A 23,423-nucleotide genomic window follows, 5' to 3' on the forward strand; every position below is an offset into this window, starting at 1 on the left:
CCCAGCACTATTTCGCCAACGCGCCGCGCGCTTGTCCCGGTGCTTTCGCCGGATACCCGGGTCCGGACGCGGGCGCGTACGACATCGCGCACCGATTCCCGTTCCCGTACGCCGAATTGGTGCCGTATTACGAGTGGGTCGAGGCGACCCTGCCGGTACGGACGGCTCCGATGGCCAGCAAGGAGGAGGTCTGTTTCCGGAGGTGCGAGACGCTCGGCATCCCCGTCCAGACGGCTCCGACCACCACCGGCGACTCCTACCGTCCGCAGCAGAACGCCATCCTGCAGCCCGGCGGCCACGCCGGACGCACGGAAGACCCCCGGCTGCTGATCTTTCCGCGGCCCACCGGCTGTACGTTCTGCGGGCACCGCGCGCAGGGCTGCATGCGGCCGGTCCGGGCGCCGCGCAACCAGTTCGCCAAGCGGTCCACGGACAACAGCTACGTCCCCATGGCGCTGACCGCCGACGTGTGGGCGCCCGGCGGCCGAGCCGCCGAGCTGGTCACCGACGCGTTCGTGACCCGGGTCCACACCGAGGCGGGCGCGGCGACCGGTGTCACCTGGCGCACCGGTGCGACCGGCGACGTACAGCGGGAGGACGCCAGGGCGGTGGTCCTGGCCGACGGCTGTACGGAGACCCCGCGGCTGTGGCACAACAGCGGCCTGCCCGACCCCGACGGCTGGGCCGGCCGCGGGCTGACCGACCACCACCTCGACTCCGTCATCGGCGTCTTCGACCACGACGTCGGCAACACCCGCGCGGCCCCGGTTCTGCGGCGCGGTGCGATTTCCCCGGTCGCGGCGCGCTGGAGCAGGCCGGGTTCCCGCCCGCGCTCCAGGCCCTCGTCCTCACCACGTCCGACAGCGGGATCCGCGGCGCGTACACCAACGGCCGTGGCCCGCGCGGGCCGTGGGACGGGCCCGCCGGGCGGGCGCACGGGCCGCGGCTCGCCGACCTGATGCGGGACGGCGGCCACGAACGGCTGCTCAACGTCCTGATCCTCACCGACGACGACGGCGAACCCGGCAACCGCGTCCTGCCCTCCGCCTTCCCGGCCGACGCCCACGGCCCCGTACCGAAGACCGAGGTGCACCACCGCCGCCGCAGCGCCCGCACGCTCTCCAACCGCGAGTTCCTGGCCCGCCGGGCGACCGAGCTGCTCCGGGGCGCGGGGGCGCGCACCGTGCTGCGGATCGACACGTTCCCCGTCCCGCTGCACGTGCACTCCTCCATGCGTACGGGCCTGGACCCCCACGACCCCGTGCTGGACGCCGACTGCCGCAGCCGGGCCGTCGGCCGGCTGTACCTCGCCGACAACTCCGCGCTCGCCAACTCCCTGAGCGGCCCCAACCCGACCCTGACCACGCAGGCCCTCGCGACCCGCACCGCCGAGCGCGCCTTCGGGCAGGTCTTCGGCGGGGACCCCTGGGTCCGTACCGGCTCCCCCGTGGAATCGACCGACGCACGCGTCAGCCGCCGTCTCGCCGAACTGGGCCTGTGACCGTCCGGTCCGCGCGGTGACCCCATCGGCGTTCACTCGTTTGAAGGAGGTAGGTGCCCTGCTGCCCTCAGCCTTCGGGAGGCGCTCCGCTCCATGGTCACGCCGCAGCGCCGCTCTCCGGACGGCCGTGAACGGATCACGCTCGACGAAGCCGAGGCCGGTCTCGTCGAGCACTACACCGCGCTGGTCCGGCTCGCCTACCTCACGCTTCCCCCGTCGCTCAGCAGGCACCGCAGAGTACTGGCCGCGCACGGCCTGGTACAGCGCGCGCTGCCCGGCTCCCGGCTCCGGAAGACCACCCTGCGGGTACCGGCCCAGCGCCCGGGACCGGCGCGGCTCGGGCCCGAGCGGCTCGGGCCTGCGTGGGTGCGGGAGCGGGTGCTGCGCGCGGCGCTGAGGTACGAGCGCCGGCCGCGCAGGTGGCCGAGGAGCCTGCCGCCGCCGCGCGCGTTGCGGCCCATGCTGCCGGTGGTGTGGGGGCTGCGGCTGTTCCCGCGCGCGGGCGGGCGCGAGGAGATCGCCCTGGGGCAGGCGCTGGCCGGGCTGTCCGCCGACGTCCGCGCGGCCTTCGTGCTCTCCCGGGCGGACGAACTGCCGGACGCCCAGGTCCGGGCCCTGCTCGGAGCCGCCGGCGTCGGCCACCCGGACCGGGCCCTGCGGGTCGCGCGACAGCTCGACGCCCCGGCCGTCTCCGCCGCCCAGACGCTCCTGCGGTCGGCCGAGTTCAACGCGTGCTCGGTGCAGACCCGCCCCACCGACCTGCTGCGCCGCAGGCAGCGGTACCGCCTCGCCGGGGCCGTGACCGCGGTGGTGGCGGTCGGCGCCCTGGTCCTGACCGCCACCGGCTCGGCGCCGGACCCGCGGGCCGCGCGCCCCGCCGTCGGCCCGGTCACCGCCGCGGACCTGGTACGGACGCCCCGCACGGAATGGGCCGACACCTCCCGGGTCGACTTCACCGCCTGGCCTCCCCGCGGCAGCCGGGCCGGGGACCGGGACCTGCTCGACCGCGCGCTCGCCACCTGGTCACGGCCGCCGCGCGGCACCCGCCTCAGCCGTACGCCCGGCACCTTCACGGGCCCGCCCCCGTACGGTACGCAACTGCTGTACGCGGGAGAGGTGGACGGCAACGCGGTCGTGCTCCTCCACGACGGCCTGCGCACCGTCCGCTACAGCGAACCCCTCTCCCCCGGCCGCCCCGCCACCCTCGGCTTCGCCCGTACGGACAGCAGCGATGTGACGACGGCCGCCGCACTCGTCGTCAGCCGGACGCGAGGCGCGGCCCGCTACCTGACCGCCCCGTGGATCGCCGGTGCGGCGACGCGCGACCTGCTGCGACCCGACCTGCCCGCACAACCGCTGCGCATCTCGGCCGAAGGCATCACCGAACCGCTGCCCGTCCCCGCCGCATCCGCCCCCTGTGACTCCTGGCCCGCACTCCGACTACGCTCCTCGGCCCGCATCGTCGAGCAGCACACCTTCCTGGTCACCGACCTCGGCGGCCCGGTGCCCACCCACCTCACCTACACGCCGCCACCCGGCGGTGGCGCCCCGGCGCGGCAGCCCCGCGAGGCCACCGGCCCGGCCGCACTGGCGAGCTGGGCACGTACGGCCTGCCACCTGGCCGGGCTGCCCGACGGCGTACGCGCGGTCAGCCTGTGGGACTTCGCCGTCCAGGCGCTTCCGGAGGGCGCCGGCCGGGCCGTGTGGTCCTGCGTCCGGGCCGACACCTGGCGCGGCCCGGGTGAGGTGAGCGTACGGTTCACGGCGCCCGGGGCAGCGACGCGGGTGGTGGCCCGCGAACGGTCGACCGCGGCATGCGGCCGCTTCGGACAGCACGTGGTCGCGAGCGCCGGGTGGCGGGCGAAGTCCGGGCACACGTATCTGCTGGCCGCGGGCAGCCGGGCGGTCACCGGCATCGAGGTGACGGGGGCGGTACGGGCCTCGGAGGAGGGGCGAGTCCTTGCGGTACGGGCTCCCGCGGGCGCGCGGGTGCAGGTGGGAGCGCGTCTGGCGGGCGGCGGGGAGGCAGCCGAGATCGGTCACTCCACAGAGGACTGACGGGCCGTTGCCGGACGGAGCGGAAGCGTCGTGAACTCCTCTTCCCAGTGCCGGCCGAGCGCGAGGAGAAGAACAGCGGCGCGGTCATCGAGACCGGCACCGAGTCCTGTCCCCTGGCCACCGCCCGCGCACGGGCCGAGCGACCGGCCGTCGCAGGCCGGCCTCCGCGGTCAGCTCAGCGGTCCGTCGTCCGCGGGGCGGCGGGCCCGGCCGGTCGTCGAGGGCTCAGGCTCTCGGACCAGACCCGCTGGATCGTTCGGTAGTCGATCACGGCTATGTCCTCCTGCTGGAGAATTGCACGGGCCTGTGGCGATACCAGGAACTCGTAGTCCGTACGGCGCACGGGCCAGCTACCGTCGACGGCCTGCGACTCCTTGTCGCCCAGACCGGGATGCACCGCCCATTCACTGAGCCCGGCGGGCAGGTCGCGCAGCAGCTGAGCGTATCGGTCCGCCTTGCCTTCCACGTCGAGGGAGAAGCTGTCCAGGAAGTCGTTGTCGGTGACCGGCAGTCCGCGTCTCCGCATCGCCTGGCGTCCGGGTTCGAGCCAGACCCTGACCGCGAGGCCGTACTCCGCTGCCAGTGCCACGGTCAGGTCGAGGACGTCGTCGCGTCCGCCATCCGCCAGGCAGTGAAAGTCCAGATGGGTCGGCGTGAGCCCGGCGTCGGCGACGGCATCGATCTGAGCACGGAACTCAAGTTCGACCTCATCGAGCCGAGCCTGACCGAGCAGGGCCGCCCGGCCGGCAGATGTCGGGGAGAACAGTTCGCCCGCAAGGTCCAGCAGTGAGGGAACTCGTTCTTTGGCGATCAGCGGCCCCCACGGGATGCCGGGCATCTCGCATACCAGAGTGAGGTGGATCCCGAACGGAACCTGCGGCCGTCGGCCGAGCAGTTTCATGGCCTGCGACGCCCCAGGACACGGGACCATCAGACTGCACGAACTGGCGATGCCCACTTCGACCGACTCGATCACCGCGGCGTTGACAGCCGGATACATCCCGAAGTCATCGCAGTTGACGATCAGCAGCCGAGCATCAGGCGAATACCCCAGTAACTCACTCGACTGCTCTGAAGGCACGACGGCCGTGGGAACCACGACTTCATCCATGCCCGCAGTGTGAGACCTGCGCCGGAAATCCGCACGGCAATGTGATGCTACGGAGCGACAGTCCCGTCGTTTCCCGTGGACACCTACGACCCCGCTGATCACCAACTGCCGCAACCGAAACCGCAGGTTGACGGGGTGTGAGAAGGAGAGCGCGTCGAGAGCTTCTCCGAAGGCGGCCAGGCGGGCCTGGCCGCCCCGTCGCCCGTCGTGTGCGGTGACGGGGCAGCCGGCCGCTCGGTTCTCAGGCGCCGACGGGGGTGCGGGGGTCGCGCCGCATGGCCCACAGCGCCGGGCCGCCGCCCGGGAGTTGCACTTCTTCCCGTACGACGAAACCGAAGTGCTCGTACACGGGGACGTTGGACGGCTTGGAGGACTCCAGGTAGACGGGCAGGCCCGCCGCGTCGGCCTGGGCCAGGCCCGAGCGCAGCAGCGCGGCTCCGTGTCCCTGGCCCTGGGCGGCGGGGTCGGCGCCGATCACCGCGAGGTACCAGTGCGGTTCCTGGGGTGCGTGCTCGGCCGCCGCCATGACGGTGTCGCGGAACAGCGGGGCGCGGTCGCCGAGGATGTCCTGGAGTTCCTGGACGGTCTCCGCGTCGGGGACGGCCTTCGCCTGGCCCTCCGGCGGTACCCAGAAGGCGGCCGCCGCGCCGGTGCGTTCGCACACGCCGTGGTGGGCGTACTGCCGGGTGAACAGCGTGGTGAAGTAACGGGCCAGTCCGGTCTCGCGGGACGAGTCGTCGGGGAAGAACCAGCGCATCATCGGGTCGTCTCCGAAAGCGCGGGCCAGGATACTGCTGACCAGTCGGGCGTCGTCGACCGTCGCCCTCTGCGGGGTGTTCGTTATCGGCACATCGGTCATTCTGCACTCATGGTGATCTTCGTTGGTCGGCGGGTGGCCTGTTCGCCTGAGCCGCGCGATGCTTGCGGTGCGGTGGAACGCCGCGGATCCCACCGCGTTCCGCGCCTGGCAGCCGCGTTCGCCTCCTCCTGAGACGTCGAGACACGAACTCATCCGGCGCCCGGTCGGCGCTCACCCGACGCCCGGTCGGCGCTCATCCGGCGCCCAGGGTGGCCCGGATCGTCTTGCCGCCCGTCGGGCCGTCGAGGACGTCGAGGGTGTGCGCGAGGGCGTGCACGATCAGCAGGCCGCGGCCGCTCTCGTCGCCGTCGCCGGCCGGGCGGAGCCGGGGCCGGTCGGGGCAGTCGTCGCTCACCTCGACCGTCAGGGTGCCGTCCTGGACGCACAGGCGCAGCCGGCAGCTGCTGCGGGTGTGGCGGGTGACGTTGGCGACCAGTTCGGTGACGATCAGGAAGGCGTCCGCCGGATCGGCCGGGCAGGGTGCGGCGGTGCCGTCCCGGGCCAGGAAGGCGGCGGTCAGCCGACGGGCCCAGAAGACGGATTCGTGGGCGTGGGGCAAGAGGTACTCGGCCCGCGTCGTCCGGACGCGGGCGCGAGAGCGGATACACAACCTTCGGCTCACTCCCCCCAAGGGCCAGTCGGCCCCCTGGAGTTACACCTCGGTGGCCGAATCGCGGCGGCTGGTCTGTACCACCCATGCCCCGTTCGGGTGACAGCCACGCACGGTTCCGCCGTAGTACGGGTCGTACGGTGGCGTGACCACCGTCTGCGAACGCCGCCGCCCGCCGGGGCCGCGCACGCCGGCCGTCCCGGCCGTGTACACCGGCCGCCCGCCGGGGTCGCGAGCGTCGCGGCCCCGGTCGGCGGTCAGCCTCGTACAGTGACGGGGTGGCCGTTCAGGTGTCCGGGTGCCGCGTGCCTCCGGTGGGACGCTCCCCCGGCGCGTGCTTGTCCCGGCGGAATCGGGGGCATCAGACCGGTTGAAGCCGACGGGCGGGTCGGCGAACGCCCCGCACGGCAGCGGACCGCCCACCCGCTCGGCCACGACTGCCCGGCCACCTCCCTACGGGCCGGGACACGTCCACCGACGGAGGAGACGCCTGTGTCCGGTATCGCACGCTGCTTCCGTGGCCGCGCCGTTCCCCGCCGCCTCGCCCGTACCGGCGCCCGCTGGTGGCGCTACGACGGCGGGCCACGCAGGCGGCCGACCGGCTCGTACCCGAAGAGCGACGGACCCTGCTGGCGTGCGCGGCGGGACGGGGAGACGCTGCTGCTGTCGGTCCGCGGCGACCTGGATCTGGAGCTCGCCCGGCGCCTGGGCCCGGCCCTGTCCCAGGTGTCCTCGCGGTCCGTCCGCGCGGTGGTGCTGGACCTGAGCCAGGTCACCTTCTTCGACTGCAGCGGATTGCAGTGGCTGTGCGAGGTGCGGTCCCGGGTGGCCGCGCACGGCGGGGAGACCTACCTGCGCCAGCCGCCGCGCTGCGTGTACCGCGTGCTCCAACTCGTGCCGATGTCATGGCCGTTCGTCTTGCTGCCCGCCACTGGCACCGTCACCGCCCGCCCGGCGGGGGCGGCGGGAAGCGGCCGTTCGGCGGGCAGCGGTTCCCGCCGCCTCGCCGTGCGCCGCCGGCGGGCCGCGTACGGGTCCACCCGGCCGCACAGCGGCTGAAGGGCATGGCGACGACCACTGGAACGGAAGGTGTCCGGTCCGCGTCCGGCACCCGGTCCGCGGGCCTTTCTCCCGGGGGTGGCGCAACTCGCCGCCTCCGGGCCGGACCCGCCTGGTACCCGTGCCTGCGTACGGATAGCGTGGTCGGCCCGGCCCCATGGGTGTTGGTGCGAACGCGCTCGGAGGTGCGACATGCCGCACGCTGACGGGTTGCTGGTCAACATGGTCGCCGACTGTGACGCGTGTGCGGTGGTACGCGTCAGCGGAGCTCTGGACCACACCGGGGAGCAGTTCTTCCGTACGACGATGGGCGGCCATGTCGACGCCGGTTACCGCTACGTGGTCCTGGACTGCTCGGCGCTGGTCTACTGCAACTCCCGCGGCCTGAACTGCCTGCTCGGGCTGCACTGGCTGCTCAGCCGTCGCCGCGGCCGCCTCCTGCTCGCCTGTGTGGGGCGCCGGGTGCTGTGGATGCTGGAGCACACCGGCAGCAAGGAGGTGCTGGCCGTCTTCCCGACCGTGACCCAGGCGCTGGCCAGCCTGCCCGTGCACCACCGCCCCACCTGGCCGCCTCCGCACCCGGTGAGCGCCGGGCCCGGGGCCTGAGTTCCGGGCGGCGCCGGCGTCACCGGCCCACCCGTCACCGGCACCTCCGTCACCGGCTCACCCGTCACCACCGGCCCACCCGTCCGCCGTCTCCGGCGCCCGGCCGTCCCGGGCGTCCTCGACGCTGGTGTAGCGGGGAAACTGTTCGGCGTAGCCGGTCAGCCGGAGCAGCAGGTCGACGGCCTCATGGTCGTAGACGATCCGCACCCAGCCGCCGACCGCCTCGCAGCGCGTCTGGGCCTTCATCAGTTCCTGCAGTCCGCTGCTGTCGATGAAGGACACCTGTCGCAGGTCGGCGACGACGAAGGCCGGGAGTGCAGCATCGTTCCCTCTGAGCTGGTCCCGGAACGCCGACGCCGTGGCCAGGTCGATCTCGCCCACCGGGCAGACCACCCGGCAGCCCTCCCTCAGCTCGGGACACCGGGTGTTCATCGCGGCCAACTCCTCGGGGACTACGCGGCGCGGCCCGCACGACCGGGTCTGCGGCGGGCTGCTGGCAGCTTACGGACACCACACGCGCAGGCGAAGCCGAAGGTTCACTCATCAATGAAACCTTCACGAAAGACTGCTATCGATCGTCCAGCGACCGATTTTGTCCGCCCGCCAGCGCAGTTCGATCAGATCACGCGGCCCGATCATCCAATAATCCGCGCACCGGTTCGAGGGGCGATACCGAGGGGCAGCCGCAGCCCCGAAGGCGCGCTCAGCCCGAGGAGCGGGCCCGTGGTGACGGTGGGCCCGCTCCTAGGTCGCGCGGATGGTACAGACGATACGGTTGGCACGGGAGATACGGGAGATACGGGAGATACGGGAGATACAGGCCGTACAGGTGTTACGGGTAGTGCGTCAGGTCAGCACTTGTTGTCCGGGTGGTCGGAACCCCCGTCGTCGAGGTTCTTGTTGTAGACCCAGCCGTCGACGTTGAGGCCGTCGATCCGTACGTGCGTCCACTTGTTGCCGGCGGAGTTCTTCACCCAGCAGTGGTAGAACAGCGTGCGCGCGGTGCCGACCGTGGCGACCACGCCGCACTCCTCGTTGGGGCCGGTGCGGACCTTGACGCTGTCGCCCTTCGCGGTGCCCTTGCCGGAGGACTTGTTCGACCAGCCGGGGTGGGTACACGCGTCCGCACCGGTGGGCGCGGCGCTGGCGGCCGGCGCGGTGACGGTGAGCGTGGCGCCTGTCAGGAGGAGCGGTGCGGCGATGGCCGCGGCGAGTCTCGCGCGCTTCTTCAGTGTCACGATGGTTCCCCCTTGCTCGACGGGCGCCCGTACGGCTGGCCCGGTTGTACTGAGCATGGCGTGCCGGGGCGTGATGTGCGGGACGCGAGGGGCATCTGGCCAAAAGTCGCATGGGAGGGACCAGTTCCTGAATGCTCCCGATGTCCTGCGACGGGTGACCGTGGTTCACCTCGCGTCCGCACGGCCTTCCGCTACGGCGCCATCTCGTACGCCCCCGACAGCGCCTCGACGCGCTCCCAGACCCGCGCGGAGCGGGCTTCGTCGACGACCGGGCGGCGGACCGCGGACAGGGCCCAGGTCCGCTGGGCGTCGGTGGCCGAGTGCTTGCCGTGCAGTTCGACGGCGTGCGCGGAGAAGTCGCGTACGAGGACGGCGAACAGTTCGTCCAGAACGTCCGCGTCGAGGTCCGTCAGGCGGGCCTGCTCCAGGATGAGCTGGCCGTGGACGACCAGGGCGAACAGCTGGCCGACGGCGAGCAGCAGGTCGAGGTCGCGGCTCTGCTCCTCGTCGGGGGCGGCGGTGGTGACGAACGCGCACAGGGCGTCCGCCTGCTCCCGGAAGCGGGCGACGTTATGCACCTCGGCGTACGCGTCGTAGGCGGCGCGCCAGTCGTGGAACCGTACGGCTCCCAGGCCGCGGGCCGGGCCCTGGCGGAAGAGGAAGGCGTCGTCGGCCGCGTCGAGGCGGGTCGGGACGGGCGCGTACTCGGCCGGGTTGAGCAGGTGGTTGGCCATGAACTTGAGGATCAGCGCGAGGTTGACGTGGACGGTGCCCTCCAGCTTCGGCAGGCCGCGGATCTCGGTGGCGGCCTGTGCGAAGTAGGTGTCCTTCTCGAAGCCCTTGGCCGCGATGACGTCCCACATGAGGTCGATGACCTTCTCGCCCTCGGTGGTCACCTTCATCTTCGTCATGGGGTTGAAGAGGAGGTAGCGGCGGTCGTCGGGGCCGGCGGAGCGGAAGTAGTCGACGGCGCGGTCGCTGAACAGCTTCATACCGACCAGGCGGACGTAGGCGTCGGTCAGCTCGCGGCGCACGTGCGGGAAGGCGGTGACCGGGCGGCCGTACAGGATGCGGTTGCGGGCATGGGTGACGGCCTCGTACATCGCGTGCTCGCAGATGCCGATCGAGGCGGTGCAGAGGTTGAACTTGCCGACGTTGACGGTGTTGAGCGCGGCGTCGAAGGCGGCGCGGCCGGTGTGCAGGACGTCGTCCGGTCCGACCGGGTAGTTCTCCAGGCGGAACTCGCTGACGTACTTCGAGGAGTCGACGACGTTCTTCACCAGGTGGTACGCCGGGTGGCGGCTGTCGGCGGCGAAGAAGACGTAGCCGTCGGGGCCCTCGACGTCGGTGCGGCGGCCGAAGACGGAGACGAGTCCGGCGGCGTTGCCGTTGCCGATGTAGTACTTGGCGCCGCTGGCGAGGAAGCCGCCGTCGCCGTCGGGCTCCAGCAGCATGTCGGTGTTGTAGATGTCGGCGCCGTGCGTCTTCTCGGACAGGCCGAAGGCGAACACCTCACCGTCCGCCAGGAGTTCGGCGGCGCGGGCACGGGCGGCGGCGTTGTCGCTCTGCCAGACCGGGCCGAGACCGAGGATGGTGACCTGCCAGGCGTACCAGTAGTCGAGCCCGTAGAAGCCGAAGATCTCGTTGAGGGCGGCGATCCGGGCGGTGTCCCAGCGCTTGTCCGACGGTCCGGAGGCCTGCCCCTCGGGAGCCCCGGCGGCGGAGGCCGGGGTGAGGAAGGTGGCGAACAGCCCCTCCTTGCCCGCGAACGCGAGGAAGTCGGCCAGCCAGGCGCGGGAGCGGTAGTCCTCGATCAGCCGGCGCTTGCCGCGGTCCTCGAACCAGTCGACGGTGGCACGCAGCAGCCTGCGGGTCTCCGGGTCGAAGTGCGCCGGGTCGTAGGTGCGCGGGTTGAAGAGCAGCGGGTCGGCCATGGGGTCCGCCTTTCGGTTCGAGGGTGGGTGGGAAGAGAGGGCGAGGTCGCGGGCCCGGACCGTCCGCGACGGGCGGACGGCCGGCTCGGCGTGGTGGTGCGGTGCTCCGGATCAGGGCCGCTCGGGTTCAGGTCCGCCCGGGCTCCAAGGCATGGAGCGTGTCGAGCACGTCCTCCAGCCAGGTGATCGTCATGCGCTCGTACGCGATGCCGCCGCGCAGCACGGCGTGCTGGAGCTGCTGCCCGGCGTCGAGGGCGGCGGGCGCCTCGGGGCCGGTGAAGTCGCGACGCTCCCCCGCCAGGTAGTGCGCGAGCCGGTCGGTGTGCACCTGGTGGTGCCGTTCGACCTCGCGGATCAGCGCGGCCGGGTCGTCGAAGGCCGCGCCGCGGATCTTGACGGCGAGGTCGTGCCGTACGCTCTCCGGCTCGATCGGCTCGTGCAGCCAGGAGGAGAGGGCGCTCCGTCCGAGGACGGCGACGGAGTACTCCTTCTTGTCCGGCCGCCCCTGCTGCGGCACCTCGCGGACGTCGACCCAGCCGTCGGTCTCCATGCGCTTGAGGACGCGGTAGATCTGCTGGTGGGTGGCGGTCCAGAAGTAGCCGATGGACCGCTCGAACCGCCGGGCCAGCTCATAGCCGGAGCCCGGCTTCTCCAGCAGGGAGACGAGGATCGCGTGTTCGAGCGCCATGCCCCGATCCTGCTATGCAACGAGTTGCATAGACAAGCGGCGCCGCACAGGTGAGACGCGGGTCACCCGGCCCGGACGTCCGGTGAGCGCGCCGGCGGGCAGGACTCGACCAGGATGAACGCCACGTCGTCGGCGAGGGCGCCGTCCGTGTGGCGGAGCAGCGCCTCCTGCACCGCGTCGGCGGCGTCGTCCAGCGCCGCCCGCGAGCAGGCGGACCGGAGACCGGCGAGATCGACCATCTCGCCCTCGGCGCTGCGGGCCTCGGCCAGGCCGTCGGTGTAGAACAGCAGGCGGTCGCCGGGGCCGAGGACCACGTCCTGGACGACCGGCGCGGGGTGCAGTCCCAGGGGGTGGTCGGTTCGGCCGGAGCGAGCAGGCGGGGCGGGGCGCCGGCGGGCAGGAGCAGGGGCGGGTGGTGGCCGCAGTTGGCCAGGCCGACCCGGGTGACGGCGGGCCGGCCGGTGGTGCGGAACTCGGCGGCCAGGGCGGTGACGAAGTCCTCGGCGCCGAGCAGCGCGGCCAGGCGCCGGTCGGTGGCGTCCAGCACGGCGGGCAGGTCGGGGCGGGTGTAGGCACTGTCCCGGAAGAAGCTGATCACGGCGGCCGACAGGCGTACGGCCCGCAAGCCGTTGCCCCGGACGTCGCCGATCAGCAGGCGCAGGCCGGCGGCGGTGTGCGCGAAGGCGTACAGATCTCCGCCGAGCAGGGCCTGCGGCGAGGCGGAGCGGTAGCGGGCGCACACCGTCACACCGCCGAGCCGGAAGGTGGTGGGCTGGAGGATGGCGCGCTGGGCGACGGACGAGGTCTCGGTCAGCTCGCCTTCGTGAGCCACCCGCCGGGCGGCGCTCCAGGTGGCGTACGCGCCGCCCAGCGCGAGCACGGTCAGGCGTATCAGCACGTCCCGTTCGCCTAGCTCGCCCTCCCACACCGCGACACCGGCGGCCAGCAGCACCACGTACAGGGCGACGGAGCCGGTACAGGGGCCGTCGAGCCGGGTGGCGGCCAGCAGCGTACAGATCATCAGCAGTCCGGCCAGGCTGTGCGGCGTACCCAGTACGAGGTCACCGGCGGCTATGGGGACGCCCAGGAGCAGCGCGAACAGCAGCCACCTGCGGTCGCGGTCCCGGCGCATGCGCCCTCCTCCTGCCTCGCGGTGCGGAAGGTCGTCATGGGCAGCCGCGCCCACCACCCGGTTCCCCCGGGCCGGACGCCGGCAACCGAGCGGAATCGCGGACGCAGATCACGTAAGGGACTTTGCCGACCGGCCTTGACCTCTCCTGCACCTTGCGGAGGAGATATGCCCGTCGGCCAGTCCGCTTGCACATGCCGTACGGGAAGGACGTTCACGGGTCGACACGGTGGCGCGGCCGACGCGGGCGGCAGCTTCTACCGGCGATGTCCAACACGGGCAACCCTCCGGTTGGACACGCCCGACGTCCGTCCTCCCGTCCAACTGGGCGCGGTTGACCGGCACTTTGGCGGCCAGCACAGTGAGGTGAATCGGTTCATCAATACCTGGAATCGCTTCATGAATTCCCGGGAGCCTTTTCCGACCATTTCCGTGAAGCTCCATTGTTTCCGCTTCGGCTGCCGACCAGTGGGCCGTGGAGATATCGGGCTCGCCATGGTCGCCGCGGTTTTTCGGAGAGGAAGGTGTACGCAGTCCGGCGTATCGGAATCCGTCCTCCCCCGGCGCAAAGCGGGAAACGCGGGCGTGGAAAGGACGGGTACGAGGAAGGGACCCGGCGCCGGTCCCCGGCCACCTCTCTTCGGGGGCCGGCGCCGTTCTCGCGGTGAGCGGCCGCTGCCGCCCCGTTGCCGCCGGAGTTCCGCGCGGCAGCGGCCCGGCTCCCGCACGGCACGTCCCGGGGCACACGCCTGCCCGGCCACGACGCCCGTACGGACACCTCCCGCCACCGCAGCCGACGACCGAGAAGGGATGTCAGGATGACCCAGCCCCAGGAAATGCCTGTACACCTGCGCCGGGACCGGTTCGACCCGGTCCCCGAACTCCGGCGGCAGACACGGGAGGAGCCGCTGATCGACGCGGACATCGACTTCGGGCCCAACGGCCGGGTGAAGTGGCTCGCCACCGGAGAGGCCGAGGTACGGGAGGTGCTGGGCGACCTGACGCGGTTCAGCTCCGCACTGCCCGACGGCGAGGACGGCACGGGCACCCCGGTCCTGCCGGGGAACCTGCTGACGTGCGACCCGCCCGACCACACCCGGCTGCGCAAGATGGTGGCGCCCGAGTTCACGGCCCGCCGGACCCGCGGGCTGGAGCCGCGCCTGCACGAGATCGTGGCGGAGTGCCTGACCACCATGGAACGGGTCGGGCAGCCCGCCGACTTCATGCGGCACTTCGCCTGGCCCATGGCGGGCCTGATCACCTGCGAGCTGCTGGGCATTCCCCGGGACGACCGGGCGGAGCTGGCGCGCTACCTGGACATCTCGCAGAACGACGCCGGGTCGCCGGAGCAGCAGACGGCCACCGGGAAGGCGTACTGGGCGTACATGGTCACGCTCGCGAACCGGCACCGCCGCGACCCCGGCGACGGCCTGTTCGGCTCGGTGGTGCGCGCGCACGGCGCGGACATCAGCGACGAGGAGCTGGCGGGCATCGGTGCGACCTTCGTGTCCGACGGGTTCCTCCAGGTCTCCAGCATGCTGGGGCTGGGCACGCTGGTGCTGCTCGACCACCCCGACCAGCTCGCGCTGCTCCGGGAGCGGCCGGAGCTGATCGACCGGGCCGTGGAGGAGCTGCTGCGCTACGTCACCGTCATCCACACCGTGGCGCCCCGGACCGCCCGGGAGGACGTGACCGTCGGGGACCAGGTGATCAAGGCCGGTGAGCGGGTGGCCTGTTCCCTGTTCGCCGTCAACCGCGCGCAGGGCGGGGACGAGGCCGACCGCTTCGACATCACCCGGCAGGCCGCACCGCACATGGCCTTCGGGTACGGCATCCACCACTGTGTCGCCGCCCCGCTGGTCAAACGGGAGATGGCCGCCGTCTACACGGCGCTGTTGCAGAGGTTTCCCGGGCTGCGGCTCGCGGTTCCGCCGGAGGAGATCCGCTTCCGGGCCTCGCAGACACGGCAGTTCAGCCTGGAGGACCTGCCCGTCGCCTGGTGAAGCGGCACCGGTCGCCTGCCGCGTGCCCGGCGCGCCCGCCACGTACGGCGGGCGTGCCGGGATCACAGCGCCGGGTCACGGCGTCCGGGCAACGGACCAGGCCCGGTCCGACGGCCGAGGCAGGCCTTCGGGCCCTCGACGGCACCGGCCCTCAACCCCCGGGGCGCACCTGCTCGTCAGGCCGGGCCTGGCCAACGTACTCGCGCAGGTGACGTGCCGTCAGCGTCTCTCCTTTCGCGACCAGTTCGGCGGGCGTGCCGGTGAAGACGACCTGTCCGCCGTCGTGTCCGGCCCCCGGGCCGAGGTCCACGATCCAGTCCGCGTGGGCCATCACCGCCTGGTGGTGCTCGATGACGATCACCGAGTTGCCGTCGTCCACCAGCCGGTCGAGCAGGGCGAGCAACTGGTCGACATCGGCCATGTGCAGGCCGGTGGTGGGCTCGTCCAGGACGTACGTGGTCGCCTTCTCGGTCATGTGGATGGCCAGCTTGAGGCGCTGCCGTTCACCGCCGGAGAGGGTGTTGAGCGGCTGTCCCAGGCGCAGGTAGCCCAGCCCCACGCCGGCCAGCCGCCCGAGGAGGGCCCGCGCCGGCCCGGAGGGGAAGAAGTCCCGTGCCTGGGCGACGGACATCGCCAGCACCTCGCTGATGTCCTTGCCGCGCAGCTTGTACGTGAGCACCTTCGGCGTGAAGCGTCTGCCCTCGCACGCCTCGCACACGGACGCCACCCCCGCCATCATCGCGAGGTCGGTGTAGACCAGCCCGATGCCGTTGCAGTGCGGGCAGGCGCCCTTGGAGTTGGCGCTGAACAGTGCCGCCTTGACGCCGTTGGCCTTCGCGAAGGCGGTACGGATCGGGCCCAGCAGCCCGGTGTAGGTGGCCGGGTTGGAGCGGCGTGAGCCGCGGATCGGCGTCTGGTCGGCGACGGCGACGCCGTCGCGCCCGGCGACGTACCCGTGGATCAGCGAACTCTTGCCGGAGCCCGCGACGCCGGTGACGACGGTCAGCACCCCCAGCGGTATCTCCACGCTGACGTCCCGCAGGTTGTGCCGGTCCGCGCCCGCGATCGCCAGGGTGCCGCGCGGTGTGCGCACCGTCTCGCGCAGCCGGGCCCGGTGCCCCAGGTGGCGTCCGGTCAGCGTCCCGGAGGCGCGCAGCCCCGGCACGTCCCCGGAGTAGCAGATCCGCCCGCCGTCCGTCCCGGCGCCCGGACCGAGGTCCACGACGTGGTCGGCGATCGTGATGACCTCCGGCTTGTGCTCGACGACGAGGACGGTGTTGCCCTTGTCGCGCAGGCGCAGCAGCAGGTCGTTCATCCGCTGGATGTCGTGCGGGTGGAGCCCGACGGTGGGCTCGTCGAAGACGTACGTGACGTCGCTGAGGCTGGATCCGAGGTGCCGCACCATCTTCACGCGCTGCGCCTCGCCGCCGGAGAGGGTCCCGGCGGGCCGGTCCAGGCTCAGGTAGCCGAGGCCGATCTCCACGAGGGAGTCGAGCAGGTGCCGCAGGTTGGCGAGGAGCGGCGCCACGGAGGGGCCCTCGACCGTGCGCAGGAACGCGGCGAGGTCGCTGATCTGCATGGCCGAGCACCGGGCGATGGTGACGCCGTCGATGGTGGAGGAGAGCGCGGCGGCGCTCAGCCGGGTGCCTTCGCAGGCGGGACAGTCGGCGAAGGTGACGGCCCGGTCCACGAAGGCCCTGATGTGGGGTTGCAGCGCGTCGCGGTCCTTGGCCAGGAACAGCCGCTGGACCTTGGTGACGAGCCCTTCGTACGTCGTGTTGAGGGCGGCGGCCTTCACCTTGGTCGCGGGCTTGTGGAGGAAGTCGTGCCACTCCCGCTCGGTGTAGTCCTTGAGCTTCTTGTCCGGCGGGAAGAAGCCGGAGCCCGTCATCACCTGCCAGTACCAGGAGCCCACGGCGAAGTTGGGCACGGTGACGGCACCCTCGGCGAGGGAGAGTTCGCGGTCCACGAGCTGGTCGACGTCGATGGTCGACACCTGGCCGATGCCTTCGCACCGCGGGCACATGCCTTCGGCGCTGTTGAAGCTGAAGGCGCTGGAGGTGCCGATGTGCGGGGTGCCGAGGCGGCTGAAGACGATCCGCAGCATGGTGTAGGCGTCGGTGGCGGTGCCGACCGTGGAGCGGGAGTTGGCGCCCATCCGCTCCTGGTCGACGATGATCGCGGCGCTCAGGTTGCGCAGCGCGTCCACGTCCGGGCGCCCCAGGCTCGGCATGAAGGACTGGACGAACGCGGTGTACGTCTCGTTGATCAGCCGCTGCGCCTCGGCGGCGATGGTGCCGAAGACCAGCGAGGACTTGCCCGACCCGGAGACCCCGGTGAAGACGGTGAGCCGTCGCTTGGGCAGGTCCAGGGAGACGTCGGCCAGGTTGTTCTCCCGTGCGCCGCGTACCTCGATGACGTGGTGCAGGTCCGCGGCGGCCGGCCGGGGGCGGTTGGGGTCGGCGGGCATCTCGGTTTCTTCTCCTCCGGTACGGCGGTACAGCGGCCGGGCGGCGGTGGCGCGCGCGGCCGGGCGCGGCGGAGGCGGGCAGCGAACCCGGGCCCCCGTCGTGCCGGGGTACTCTCCCACACTTTCCGCGTACGGTGTACGGAGTTTTTGCGGGCGCCCGCCGCCGGACCGCGGACCGATCACTGTGGTCGGTCTACGGTCCGCCCGTAGAGACGTCTCGCGCGGGCGGTGGTGACACTCGGGGGCGATCCGCCGACCCCGAGGACAGACGATGCGACCGAAACTCAAGCCCGACGTGCTGTACGTGCCCACCGCGGACGGGGTGCACCTGTTCGGCGCGGGCGCCAACCTCGAACTGCGGGGCGGCGCCATCTACCAGTGGGTGGACCGGCTGGCGCCGCACCTGAACGGCACCACCACCCTGGACAACCTGCTGCGCGGCCTCCCTGACGACAAGCGGACCGTGGTCGCGGCCCTGCTGGAACGCCTGGAGGACGGCGGCTGCCTGACCGACGCGGAAGCGGACGAGCCGCACGGTCTGACCGACCGCGAGCTGGAGACGTACGCGCCGGAGATCGCCTTCGTGGAGTACCACCGCGGTTCGGCGGCCCGGCGCTTCGAGACGTACCGCAACAGCTCGGTGGTGGTGCTGGGTGCCGGACCCGCGTTCACGGCGCTGATCGCTTCGGCGCTGCACTCGGGTGTCCGGCGGCTGCGCGCCGTGTGCACCCCGGAGTTCCCCACCGACGAGGACCGGCTGACCGAACTGACCGGCGGGTCCGAGCGTCGCGACCCGGACCAGGAGCTGATCCGGACGGTGCTGTCCGGCGACTCCGACGCGGAGCTCGCGGCGGCGCTGGAGGGCGCCGACGCCGTGCTGCACGTGTCCTCGGCGCCGGTGACGGACCGGGCCGTACGGCTGCACCGGCTGTGCGAACAGGCCGGTCAGCTTTTGGTCCAGGGCGTCGTGCTGGACGATGTGGCGTGGCTGGGGCCGCCCGGCGCCGCCTGGGTGTCGGCCTGGCAGCGCCTCGCGGCGCCGGAGCCGTCGCGGCCCAGCACCTTCCTCACCGGGCCGACCGCGGCGGTGGTCGCCGGTCACCTGGGTCTGGCCTGCTTCACCGCGCTGACGGGCGCCCGGGACGACGGGCAGCCGACGCTGACCCGGATCGACCTGGAGACCCTGCGCACCTCGACGCACCCCTTCCTCCCCCACCCGTCGGCGGTGGCCGCGCCGGAGGAGAGCGCCGGGGAGTTCGGGCAGCGCGTGGAACGGCTCCGTTCGGCCGAGCCGCTGCTCCCTGCGGAGTTCTCCGCTCGCGCCGCGGCCTGTTTCGACCGGTACACGGGGGTGCTGCGGGCGCTGGAGGAAGGCGACTTCACGCAGTTGCCGCTGAACGTGACCGCGGCGGTACGGCCCGAGGGGTCCGGCGAGCGGGTCTTCGGCTGGGGCACCGGCTTCGCCGAGGCCCGGCAGCGGGCGGCGCTGCGCGGCCTGGCCCGGTACGCGGTGACGACGCCCGACCCGCGGCGCTGTGCCGACGACGGCTCGGTCCGGGGTTGGGACCTCGCCGGCAAGGGGGTCACGACGGTACCGGCCGCGGAGGTGTTCACGGCAGGACCCGGCGTGGCCGCCGCGCTCGACTGGACCGAGGCGGTCACCGCGGCGGTCGCGCAGCAGTGTGCGCGGCTGGCGCTGGAGGACGTACGGGCGGGCACGGTCGAGCCGGTCCGGCTGGACGTGACGGGCGCCTCGGTGGACGAGGCGGGCCGCCGCCACCTGGCCATGCTGCGTCCGGCGGGCGGCGAGGTCACGGCCGCCGACATCGGTACAGCGCTCGGTGTACCGGTCCTGGCCTGGTGGCAGGGTGCCCGGCCGGTCGGAGTGACCTGCGGCACCGGCGCGGTCACCGACGGCATCGAACTGGTCCTGCTGGACCGGCAGTCCGAGCTGACCGGCGAGTCCGCGTACGCTCCGCAGCCGGTCCCCGGACTCGGCGCGCCGCCGCGCGGGCCGGGCGGCACGGCCGTACCGGCGGACGCGGACCTGCCCGCCCTGGTGGAAGCGCTGGCCTCGCGGGGGCGGTCCCCGGTCGTGGTGCCGCTCGATCACGACCCGGCCGTGCACGAGGTGCTGCCGAACGTCGTACGGGTGGTGCTCGCCGGATGACCGGGGCCGCCACCGACGAGGCCGGAGCCCTGGGGCTGCGGTTCTGGTACGACACCTTCGAGGGCGTACGGGAGCTGTTCGCCGAGGGGCACGGTTCCGAGGGCGGGCCGGACGACCCGCTGCCGAGCAAGACCTACCGCGGGCTGCCCCGCCACGTACTGGCCGCCCCGCCCCGGCGCATCGGCGACGCGCGCTGGTCGTTCCCCGGCTTCCGGGACCGGCATCCCGAAGGCCCGCCGCGCAGGCCCTGGGACGGGAGCACGCTGTCCGCGCTGCTGCACCACACCTACGGCCTCGGCCGGATGGAGCTGGGCCCGCAGGCCGCGTGGCCGTACCACCGGCTGGTGGCCTCGGCACGCTGCTTCTACCCGGTGGAGCTGTACGTGTGGCTGGGCGGCGGCACCGGGGGCGTACCGGCGGGGTGTTACCACTACGACCCGCTGCACCACGCGCTGACCGCGCTGCGGCCCGGCGGCATCCCGGCGGAACTGCGGGCGGCGGTGGCCTGCAAGGGCCGCGACACGACCGCGCTGCTGCTGCTCTCCGCGTACTTCCGCAAGACCGCCTTCCGGTACCGCGACTACGCCTACCGGCTGTGCGCGCAGGAGTCCGGCATGGTCGTCGGCAATGCCCTGCTGGTGGCCGGTGCGCTCGGCCTGGACGCCCGGGTCCACCACCGGTTCCTGGACGAGCCGGTGAACCGGGCGCTGGGGCTGGACGGTACGGAGGAGACCGCGTTCGCCGTGCTGGAGATCGGCGCGCGGGACGGCGTGGCCGCAAGCCCGGCGCCGGACCGCCTGCCGTCCCCCGTACCGGACCGCCTGCCGTCCCTCGTGACGGAGCACGTCCGTACCTGCCGGGAGGACGCGGGGCTCTGGTCCCGGCTGACCACGCTGGACGCCGGCAGCCGGCTGACCGGTAAGGCACGCTTCGCACCGGTCGCCGCGGACCCGTTCCACCAGCCCGCCGACGGGCCCGCGGAGCCCTTCGCCGACGACGACCGGCCGCCGGGAAGCGTCGAGTTGGGCGACGCGCTGCGGCGCAGGGACTCGGGCGGACGGATGTTCCTGCCGGACCGCGCCGCGTTGCCGCAGCAGCAGCTCGCGGACCTCCTGCGGTACGCGCTGGACCCGGTGCCCTCCGACCACGGCGACACACCGTTGCGGCCGCTGCTGGACTGCCACGTACTGGCCCTCAACACCGCCGGCCGGGCAGCCGGGCTGTACCGGCTGGACCCGTCCCCCGCGCTCGTCCCCGTGCCCGGGCGCGACGGGCGGCCCACGGTGGCCATGCTGTGCGACCGCACACCCTCGGTGAACACCGCCCGCGCCAACGCGGTCGTCTTCCTCACCGTGGACCGCTACGAGGGCGCCCGCGGGTTCGGGGACCGCGGCTACCGCATCCTGCACCACGAGGGCGGCATCGTGGCCCAGCGCCTGAGCGTGCTGGCCGCCGCCGAGGGCCTCTCGGCCCGGATCACCAACGGCTACGACGACCGGGTCGTACGGGAGTTGCTGGGCAGCGGCGACGCGCACGTACCGATCTTCGCGATCGTGCTGGGGCGACGGCAGGCCACCTCCCAGTACGAGCCCCCGCTGGACTGGTGACCACAGGCACCGTAGGGCGCGAACTCCCGGCAGACCCTACGGGGCCTCCGTAGAGACCCGGAGCCCCCGCGAATCACAGAATCAGCTCGGACAGCGGGCGACCGCCGCCCGCAGTCGTCACCCACAGAGGAAGGAGGGACACGACATGGACGCGAACCTGGTGCTGGACCTCGACGACCTGAGCGTGGACCAGCTCGACATTCTCCCGACGGCCCCCGGCTCCACCCTGGAGTCGATCAACGTCGGCCACGCCATGGTCGAGATCGGCGCTTCGAACTGCACCTCGAAGGGCTCGCCCGCGAGCTGCTGCTCTTGCTGCTGCTGCTGATCAGGCCGCACTGCGGGGCCGTGCCCGGCGCGCACCACGCGCCGGGCACGGCCCGGTGCCCATGACGGGACTTGGAAGACGGGACGTGCGAAGGATGCAGGAGGGGATCGTGCCGGAGCGGCCGACCGGACTCGCGGTACGGGGCGAGGGGCTGCTCGCCCAGGCGGTCCGCGCGGCGGTCTCCCGCCGGCACCCGCCGGCCGCCGAGGACAGCGACCGGTGCGCCGGACTGCTCACCGTGGACGACGGCTGGCGGGACGCCGGCACGACGAGCCGCCCGGACCTGCCGTGGCTGCCCGTCCGGGTGGAGCTGGGCAACGTCGTCATCGGGCCGCTCGAACTGCCGGGCCGGCCGGGGTGTGCGCAGTGCGCCCGTACCCGCAGGCAGCGGGCCCTGGGGCAGGACAGCCCGCGCGCCGAACTGCTGCGCCGGCACGGCGACCAGCTCGCCGAACGGCCGCCCCCGCTGCTGTCCGCCTGGGCGCGCGACACCGTCGCGGCCTTCGTGGAGGCGGAAGCCGCCGCCGTGCTCGACGACCCGGAGCGCGCCGCCACCCGCAACGCGATCACCATCATCGGTCTGGCCTGTCTCACCGCCGACTCCCACCCGTTCCTGCCGGACCCCTGCTGCCCCCGCTGCGGCACCCTCCCTGACGACGGGCCGCCGGTCCTGATGGACACGCCGCGGCCCAAACTCGACCGGGACACCTACCGCGTACGCAGCCTCGACACCGGCTGGGACGACCTGCTGCGGACCTACGTGGACGGGCACACCGGCATCGTCCAGCAGCTCGACGTACGGACCGACTACGCCTACCCCATGGTCTCCGCGCCGCTGCGGCTGCCCGACGGCATCCAGGAGGCGGGCTTCGGCCGCGGACTGGACTACACCGGTTGTGAACGCACCGCGCTGGCCGAGGCGTTGGAGCGGCTGGGCGGCGCCCGGCCCGGCGGCCGGCGCACCACGGTCCGCGCGGGCTACGAGCAGGTCGCCGACCGCGCCGTCTGCCCCACCGACCTGGGCCTCTACCCGCCGGAACGCCATGCGGACCCGGAGTTCCCCTACCCGGCGTTCGCCCCCGACCTGGAGATCAACTGGGTGTGGGGGCACTCCTTCGGCCGCGGCGGCCCCGTGCTGGTGCCCGAGGACTACGCCTACTACCGCACCCGGCACGGCAACGACACGGCCCGCCCGCTGGCGTACGAGGTCTCCAACGGCTGCGCCCTCGGCGGCTGCCTGGAGGAGGCCGCGCTGCACGGCATCCTGGAGCTGGCCGAGCGGGACGCCTTCCTGCTCACCTGGTACGCCCGGCTGCCGGTGCCGCGCGTGGACCTGGACACCGTGGCCGATCCCGCGATCCGGCTGCTGGTGGAACGCATCCGGCAGGACACCGGGCACCGCGTCGCCGCGTTCGCCACCACGCCCGAGCACGGCATCGCCACGTCCTGGGTGATGGCCGTACACCCCGGGGACGGCTCGGAGCCCGCCGCGATCTGTGCCGCGGGCGCCCATTTCGACCCCGAGAAGGCGCTCCTCAACGGCCTGTTGGAGCTGACCGCGAACCTGGGCTGGAACCGCGCGGCCTACCACGAGGAGCTGCGCCGTATCGAGGGCATGGTCGCCGACCCGCACGAGGTGCGGGAGATGCGCGACCACGCGCTGCTGTACTGCCACCCGGACGCCTACGACCGGTTCGCCTTCCTGCCCGGCGAGGAGACGGCGCGGCCCGTGGCCGAGGCGTTCGCCCGCGCCACCTGCCGGCCGCGCCACGCGGACCTCCGCGACGACCTCGCCGAGGTGGTGGAGCGCTTCACGGCCCGCGGTCTGGACGTTATCGTGGTCGACCAGACCACCGACGAGCACCGCGCCGCCGGCTTCGCCTGCGCGAAGGTGATCATTCCCGGTCTGCTGCCGATGACCTTCGGGCACCGGATGAGCCGTACCCACGGCCTGCCCCGGCTGTACGACCTGCCGGCCCGGCTCGGGTACCGGGACGGGCCGCTGGAGCCGGCCGACGTCAATCCGCATCCGCACCCGTTCCCGTGACGCCC

19 protein-coding genes and 1 pseudogene are annotated in these 23,423 nt (G+C 72.8%); 10 read left to right on the forward strand and 10 right to left on the reverse strand.

Going from position 1 to position 23,423, the window contains the following annotated elements:
• Positions 1–119: 119 nt before the first annotated feature.
• The 3 genes from ACEXOX_RS02185 (at position 120) to ACEXOX_RS02195 (ending at position 3,559) form a co-directional block, all read left to right on the forward strand.
• Positions 120–959, forward strand: coding sequence for a GMC family oxidoreductase N-terminal domain-containing protein (locus ACEXOX_RS02185; protein WP_406518741.1), 840 nt, complete (start codon positions 120–122; stop codon positions 957–959).
• Positions 959–1,501, forward strand: coding sequence for a GMC oxidoreductase (locus ACEXOX_RS02190; RefSeq protein WP_406518743.1), 543 nt, complete (start codon positions 959–961; stop codon positions 1,499–1,501). Before ACEXOX_RS02185 ends, ACEXOX_RS02190 begins: the two co-directional genes overlap by 1 nt.
• 93 nt (positions 1,502–1,594) lie before the next feature.
• Positions 1,595–3,559, forward strand: a complete 1,965-nt coding sequence (locus tag ACEXOX_RS02195; protein WP_406518744.1) for a hypothetical protein — start codon at positions 1,595–1,597, stop codon at positions 3,557–3,559.
• 175 nt (positions 3,560–3,734) lie between these two features.
• Here the strand turns inward: ACEXOX_RS02195 and ACEXOX_RS02200 are convergent, their stop codons facing one another.
• The 3 genes from ACEXOX_RS02200 to ACEXOX_RS02210 all read right to left on the reverse strand — a co-directional run bounded on the left by ACEXOX_RS02200 (position 3,735) and on the right by ACEXOX_RS02210 (position 6,088).
• Positions 3,735–4,670: a polysaccharide deacetylase family protein gene (locus ACEXOX_RS02200; protein ID WP_406518745.1), complete on the reverse strand. Its 936-nt coding sequence runs from the start codon at positions 4,668–4,670 to the stop codon at positions 3,735–3,737.
• Between the two features lie 241 nt (positions 4,671–4,911).
• Positions 4,912–5,529 (reverse strand): GNAT family N-acetyltransferase, encoded by a 618-nt coding sequence (locus ACEXOX_RS02205; RefSeq protein ID WP_406518747.1) that lies wholly within the window; start codon positions 5,527–5,529, stop codon positions 4,912–4,914.
• A gap of 193 nt (positions 5,530–5,722) precedes the next feature.
• Positions 5,723–6,088: an ATP-binding protein gene (locus tag ACEXOX_RS02210; RefSeq protein ID WP_238782945.1), complete on the reverse strand. Its 366-nt coding sequence runs from the start codon at positions 6,086–6,088 to the stop codon at positions 5,723–5,725.
• 543 nt (positions 6,089–6,631) lie between these two features.
• Here ACEXOX_RS02210 and ACEXOX_RS02215 point away from each other — a divergent pair.
• Positions 6,632–7,198: an STAS domain-containing protein gene (locus ACEXOX_RS02215; RefSeq protein ID WP_406518748.1), complete on the forward strand. Its 567-nt coding sequence runs from the start codon at positions 6,632–6,634 to the stop codon at positions 7,196–7,198.
• A gap of 192 nt (positions 7,199–7,390) precedes the next feature.
• On the forward strand, positions 7,391–7,804 hold the full coding sequence (locus ACEXOX_RS02220; protein ID WP_406518749.1) for an STAS domain-containing protein: 414 nt from the start codon (positions 7,391–7,393) through the stop codon (positions 7,802–7,804).
• A 57-nt stretch (positions 7,805–7,861) separates the two neighbouring features.
• Here the strand turns inward: ACEXOX_RS02220 and ACEXOX_RS02225 are convergent, their stop codons facing one another.
• The 6 genes and pseudogenes from ACEXOX_RS02225 to ACEXOX_RS02250 form a co-directional block, all read right to left on the reverse strand.
• The gene (locus tag ACEXOX_RS02225; protein ID WP_406518750.1) at positions 7,862–8,236 is read right to left on the reverse strand and encodes an STAS domain-containing protein; all 375 of its coding nucleotides are present in this window, start codon (positions 8,234–8,236) and stop codon (positions 7,862–7,864) included.
• 419 nt (positions 8,237–8,655) lie between these two features.
• A complete protein-coding gene (locus tag ACEXOX_RS02230) occupies positions 8,656–9,042 on the reverse strand; it encodes an SH3 domain-containing protein (RefSeq protein ID WP_406518751.1) in 387 nt (128 codons plus the stop codon).
• Positions 9,043–9,233: 191 nt separating this feature from the next.
• The gene (locus tag ACEXOX_RS02235; RefSeq protein WP_406518752.1) at positions 9,234–10,976 is read right to left on the reverse strand and encodes an acyl-CoA dehydrogenase family protein; all 1,743 of its coding nucleotides are present in this window, start codon (positions 10,974–10,976) and stop codon (positions 9,234–9,236) included.
• A gap of 127 nt (positions 10,977–11,103) precedes the next feature.
• Positions 11,104–11,664: a PadR family transcriptional regulator gene (locus ACEXOX_RS02240; RefSeq protein WP_406518753.1), complete on the reverse strand. Its 561-nt coding sequence runs from the start codon at positions 11,662–11,664 to the stop codon at positions 11,104–11,106.
• Positions 11,665–11,726: 62 nt separating this feature from the next.
• Complete coding sequence (locus tag ACEXOX_RS02245; RefSeq protein WP_406526198.1) at positions 11,727–11,978, reverse strand: SpoIIE family protein phosphatase; 252 nt, start codon at positions 11,976–11,978, stop codon at positions 11,727–11,729.
• 86 nt (positions 11,979–12,064) lie between these two features.
• Positions 12,065–12,796: pseudogene (locus tag ACEXOX_RS02250) on the reverse strand (PP2C family protein-serine/threonine phosphatase); the annotation flags it as partial.
• A gap of 815 nt (positions 12,797–13,611) precedes the next feature.
• Between ACEXOX_RS02250 and ACEXOX_RS02255 the strand changes: the two are divergent.
• Positions 13,612–14,796 carry a cytochrome P450 gene (locus ACEXOX_RS02255; protein ID WP_406518754.1) on the forward strand — a complete coding sequence of 395 codons (1,185 nt, stop codon included), beginning with the start codon at positions 13,612–13,614 and terminating at the stop codon, positions 14,794–14,796.
• A gap of 151 nt (positions 14,797–14,947) precedes the next feature.
• Here ACEXOX_RS02255 and ACEXOX_RS02260 read toward each other — a convergent pair whose 3' ends face one another.
• Complete coding sequence (locus ACEXOX_RS02260; protein ID WP_406518755.1) at positions 14,948–17,266, reverse strand: ATP-binding cassette domain-containing protein; 2,319 nt, start codon at positions 17,264–17,266, stop codon at positions 14,948–14,950.
• 271 nt (positions 17,267–17,537) lie between these two features.
• Here ACEXOX_RS02260 and ACEXOX_RS02265 point away from each other — a divergent pair, with 271 nt between their 5' ends.
• From ACEXOX_RS02265 to ACEXOX_RS02280, 4 genes are all read left to right on the forward strand, one after another.
• Complete coding sequence (locus ACEXOX_RS02265; protein WP_406518756.1) at positions 17,538–19,436, forward strand: hypothetical protein; 1,899 nt, start codon at positions 17,538–17,540, stop codon at positions 19,434–19,436.
• Positions 19,433–21,043, forward strand: a complete 1,611-nt coding sequence (locus tag ACEXOX_RS02270) for a SagB family peptide dehydrogenase (RefSeq protein ID WP_406518757.1) — start codon at positions 19,433–19,435, stop codon at positions 21,041–21,043. The genes ACEXOX_RS02265 and ACEXOX_RS02270 overlap by 4 nt, the downstream gene beginning before the upstream one ends.
• Positions 21,044–21,188: 145 nt before the next feature.
• Entirely contained in the window at positions 21,189–21,371 is a 183-nt protein-coding gene (locus tag ACEXOX_RS02275; protein WP_125043509.1) for a hypothetical protein, read from the forward strand.
• 109 nt (positions 21,372–21,480) lie between these two features.
• Complete coding sequence (locus tag ACEXOX_RS02280; protein WP_406518758.1) at positions 21,481–23,418, forward strand: TOMM precursor leader peptide-binding protein; 1,938 nt, start codon at positions 21,481–21,483, stop codon at positions 23,416–23,418.
• Positions 23,419–23,423: the final 5 nt, after the last annotated feature.

The organism is Streptomyces sp. Ac-502 (assembly GCF_045222935.1).
Taxonomy (GTDB): Bacteria; Actinomycetota; Actinomycetes; order Streptomycetales; family Streptomycetaceae; genus Streptomyces; species Streptomyces monomycini.

Excerpts from the sequence above, each read along its gene's own strand:
- ACEXOX_RS02255 (WP_406518754.1), top strand. The coding sequence starts at position 13,612 with ATGACCCAGCCCCAGGAAATGCCTGTACACCTGCGCCGGGACCGGTTC.
- ACEXOX_RS02225 (WP_406518750.1), bottom strand. The coding sequence starts at position 8,236 with ATGAACACCCGGTGTCCCGAGCTGAGGGAGGGCTGCCGGGTGGTCTGC.
- ACEXOX_RS02200 (WP_406518745.1), bottom strand. The coding sequence starts at position 4,670 with ATGGATGAAGTCGTGGTTCCCACGGCCGTCGTGCCTTCAGAGCAGTCG.
- ACEXOX_RS02220 (WP_406518749.1), top strand. The coding sequence starts at position 7,391 with ATGCCGCACGCTGACGGGTTGCTGGTCAACATGGTCGCCGACTGTGAC.
- ACEXOX_RS02205 (WP_406518747.1), bottom strand. The coding sequence starts at position 5,529 with ATGACCGATGTGCCGATAACGAACACCCCGCAGAGGGCGACGGTCGAC.
- ACEXOX_RS02235 (WP_406518752.1), bottom strand. The coding sequence starts at position 10,976 with ATGGCCGACCCGCTGCTCTTCAACCCGCGCACCTACGACCCGGCGCAC.
- ACEXOX_RS02190 (WP_406518743.1), top strand. The coding sequence starts at position 959 with ATGCGGGACGGCGGCCACGAACGGCTGCTCAACGTCCTGATCCTCACC.
- ACEXOX_RS02195 (WP_406518744.1), top strand. The coding sequence starts at position 1,595 with ATGGTCACGCCGCAGCGCCGCTCTCCGGACGGCCGTGAACGGATCACG.
- ACEXOX_RS02270 (WP_406518757.1), top strand. The coding sequence starts at position 19,433 with ATGACCGGGGCCGCCACCGACGAGGCCGGAGCCCTGGGGCTGCGGTTC.
- ACEXOX_RS02265 (WP_406518756.1), top strand. The coding sequence starts at position 17,538 with ATGCGACCGAAACTCAAGCCCGACGTGCTGTACGTGCCCACCGCGGAC.
- ACEXOX_RS02275 (WP_125043509.1), top strand. The coding sequence starts at position 21,189 with ATGGACGCGAACCTGGTGCTGGACCTCGACGACCTGAGCGTGGACCAG.
- ACEXOX_RS02260 (WP_406518755.1), bottom strand. The coding sequence starts at position 17,266 with ATGCCCGCCGACCCCAACCGCCCCCGGCCGGCCGCCGCGGACCTGCAC.
- ACEXOX_RS02240 (WP_406518753.1), bottom strand. The coding sequence starts at position 11,664 with ATGGCGCTCGAACACGCGATCCTCGTCTCCCTGCTGGAGAAGCCGGGC.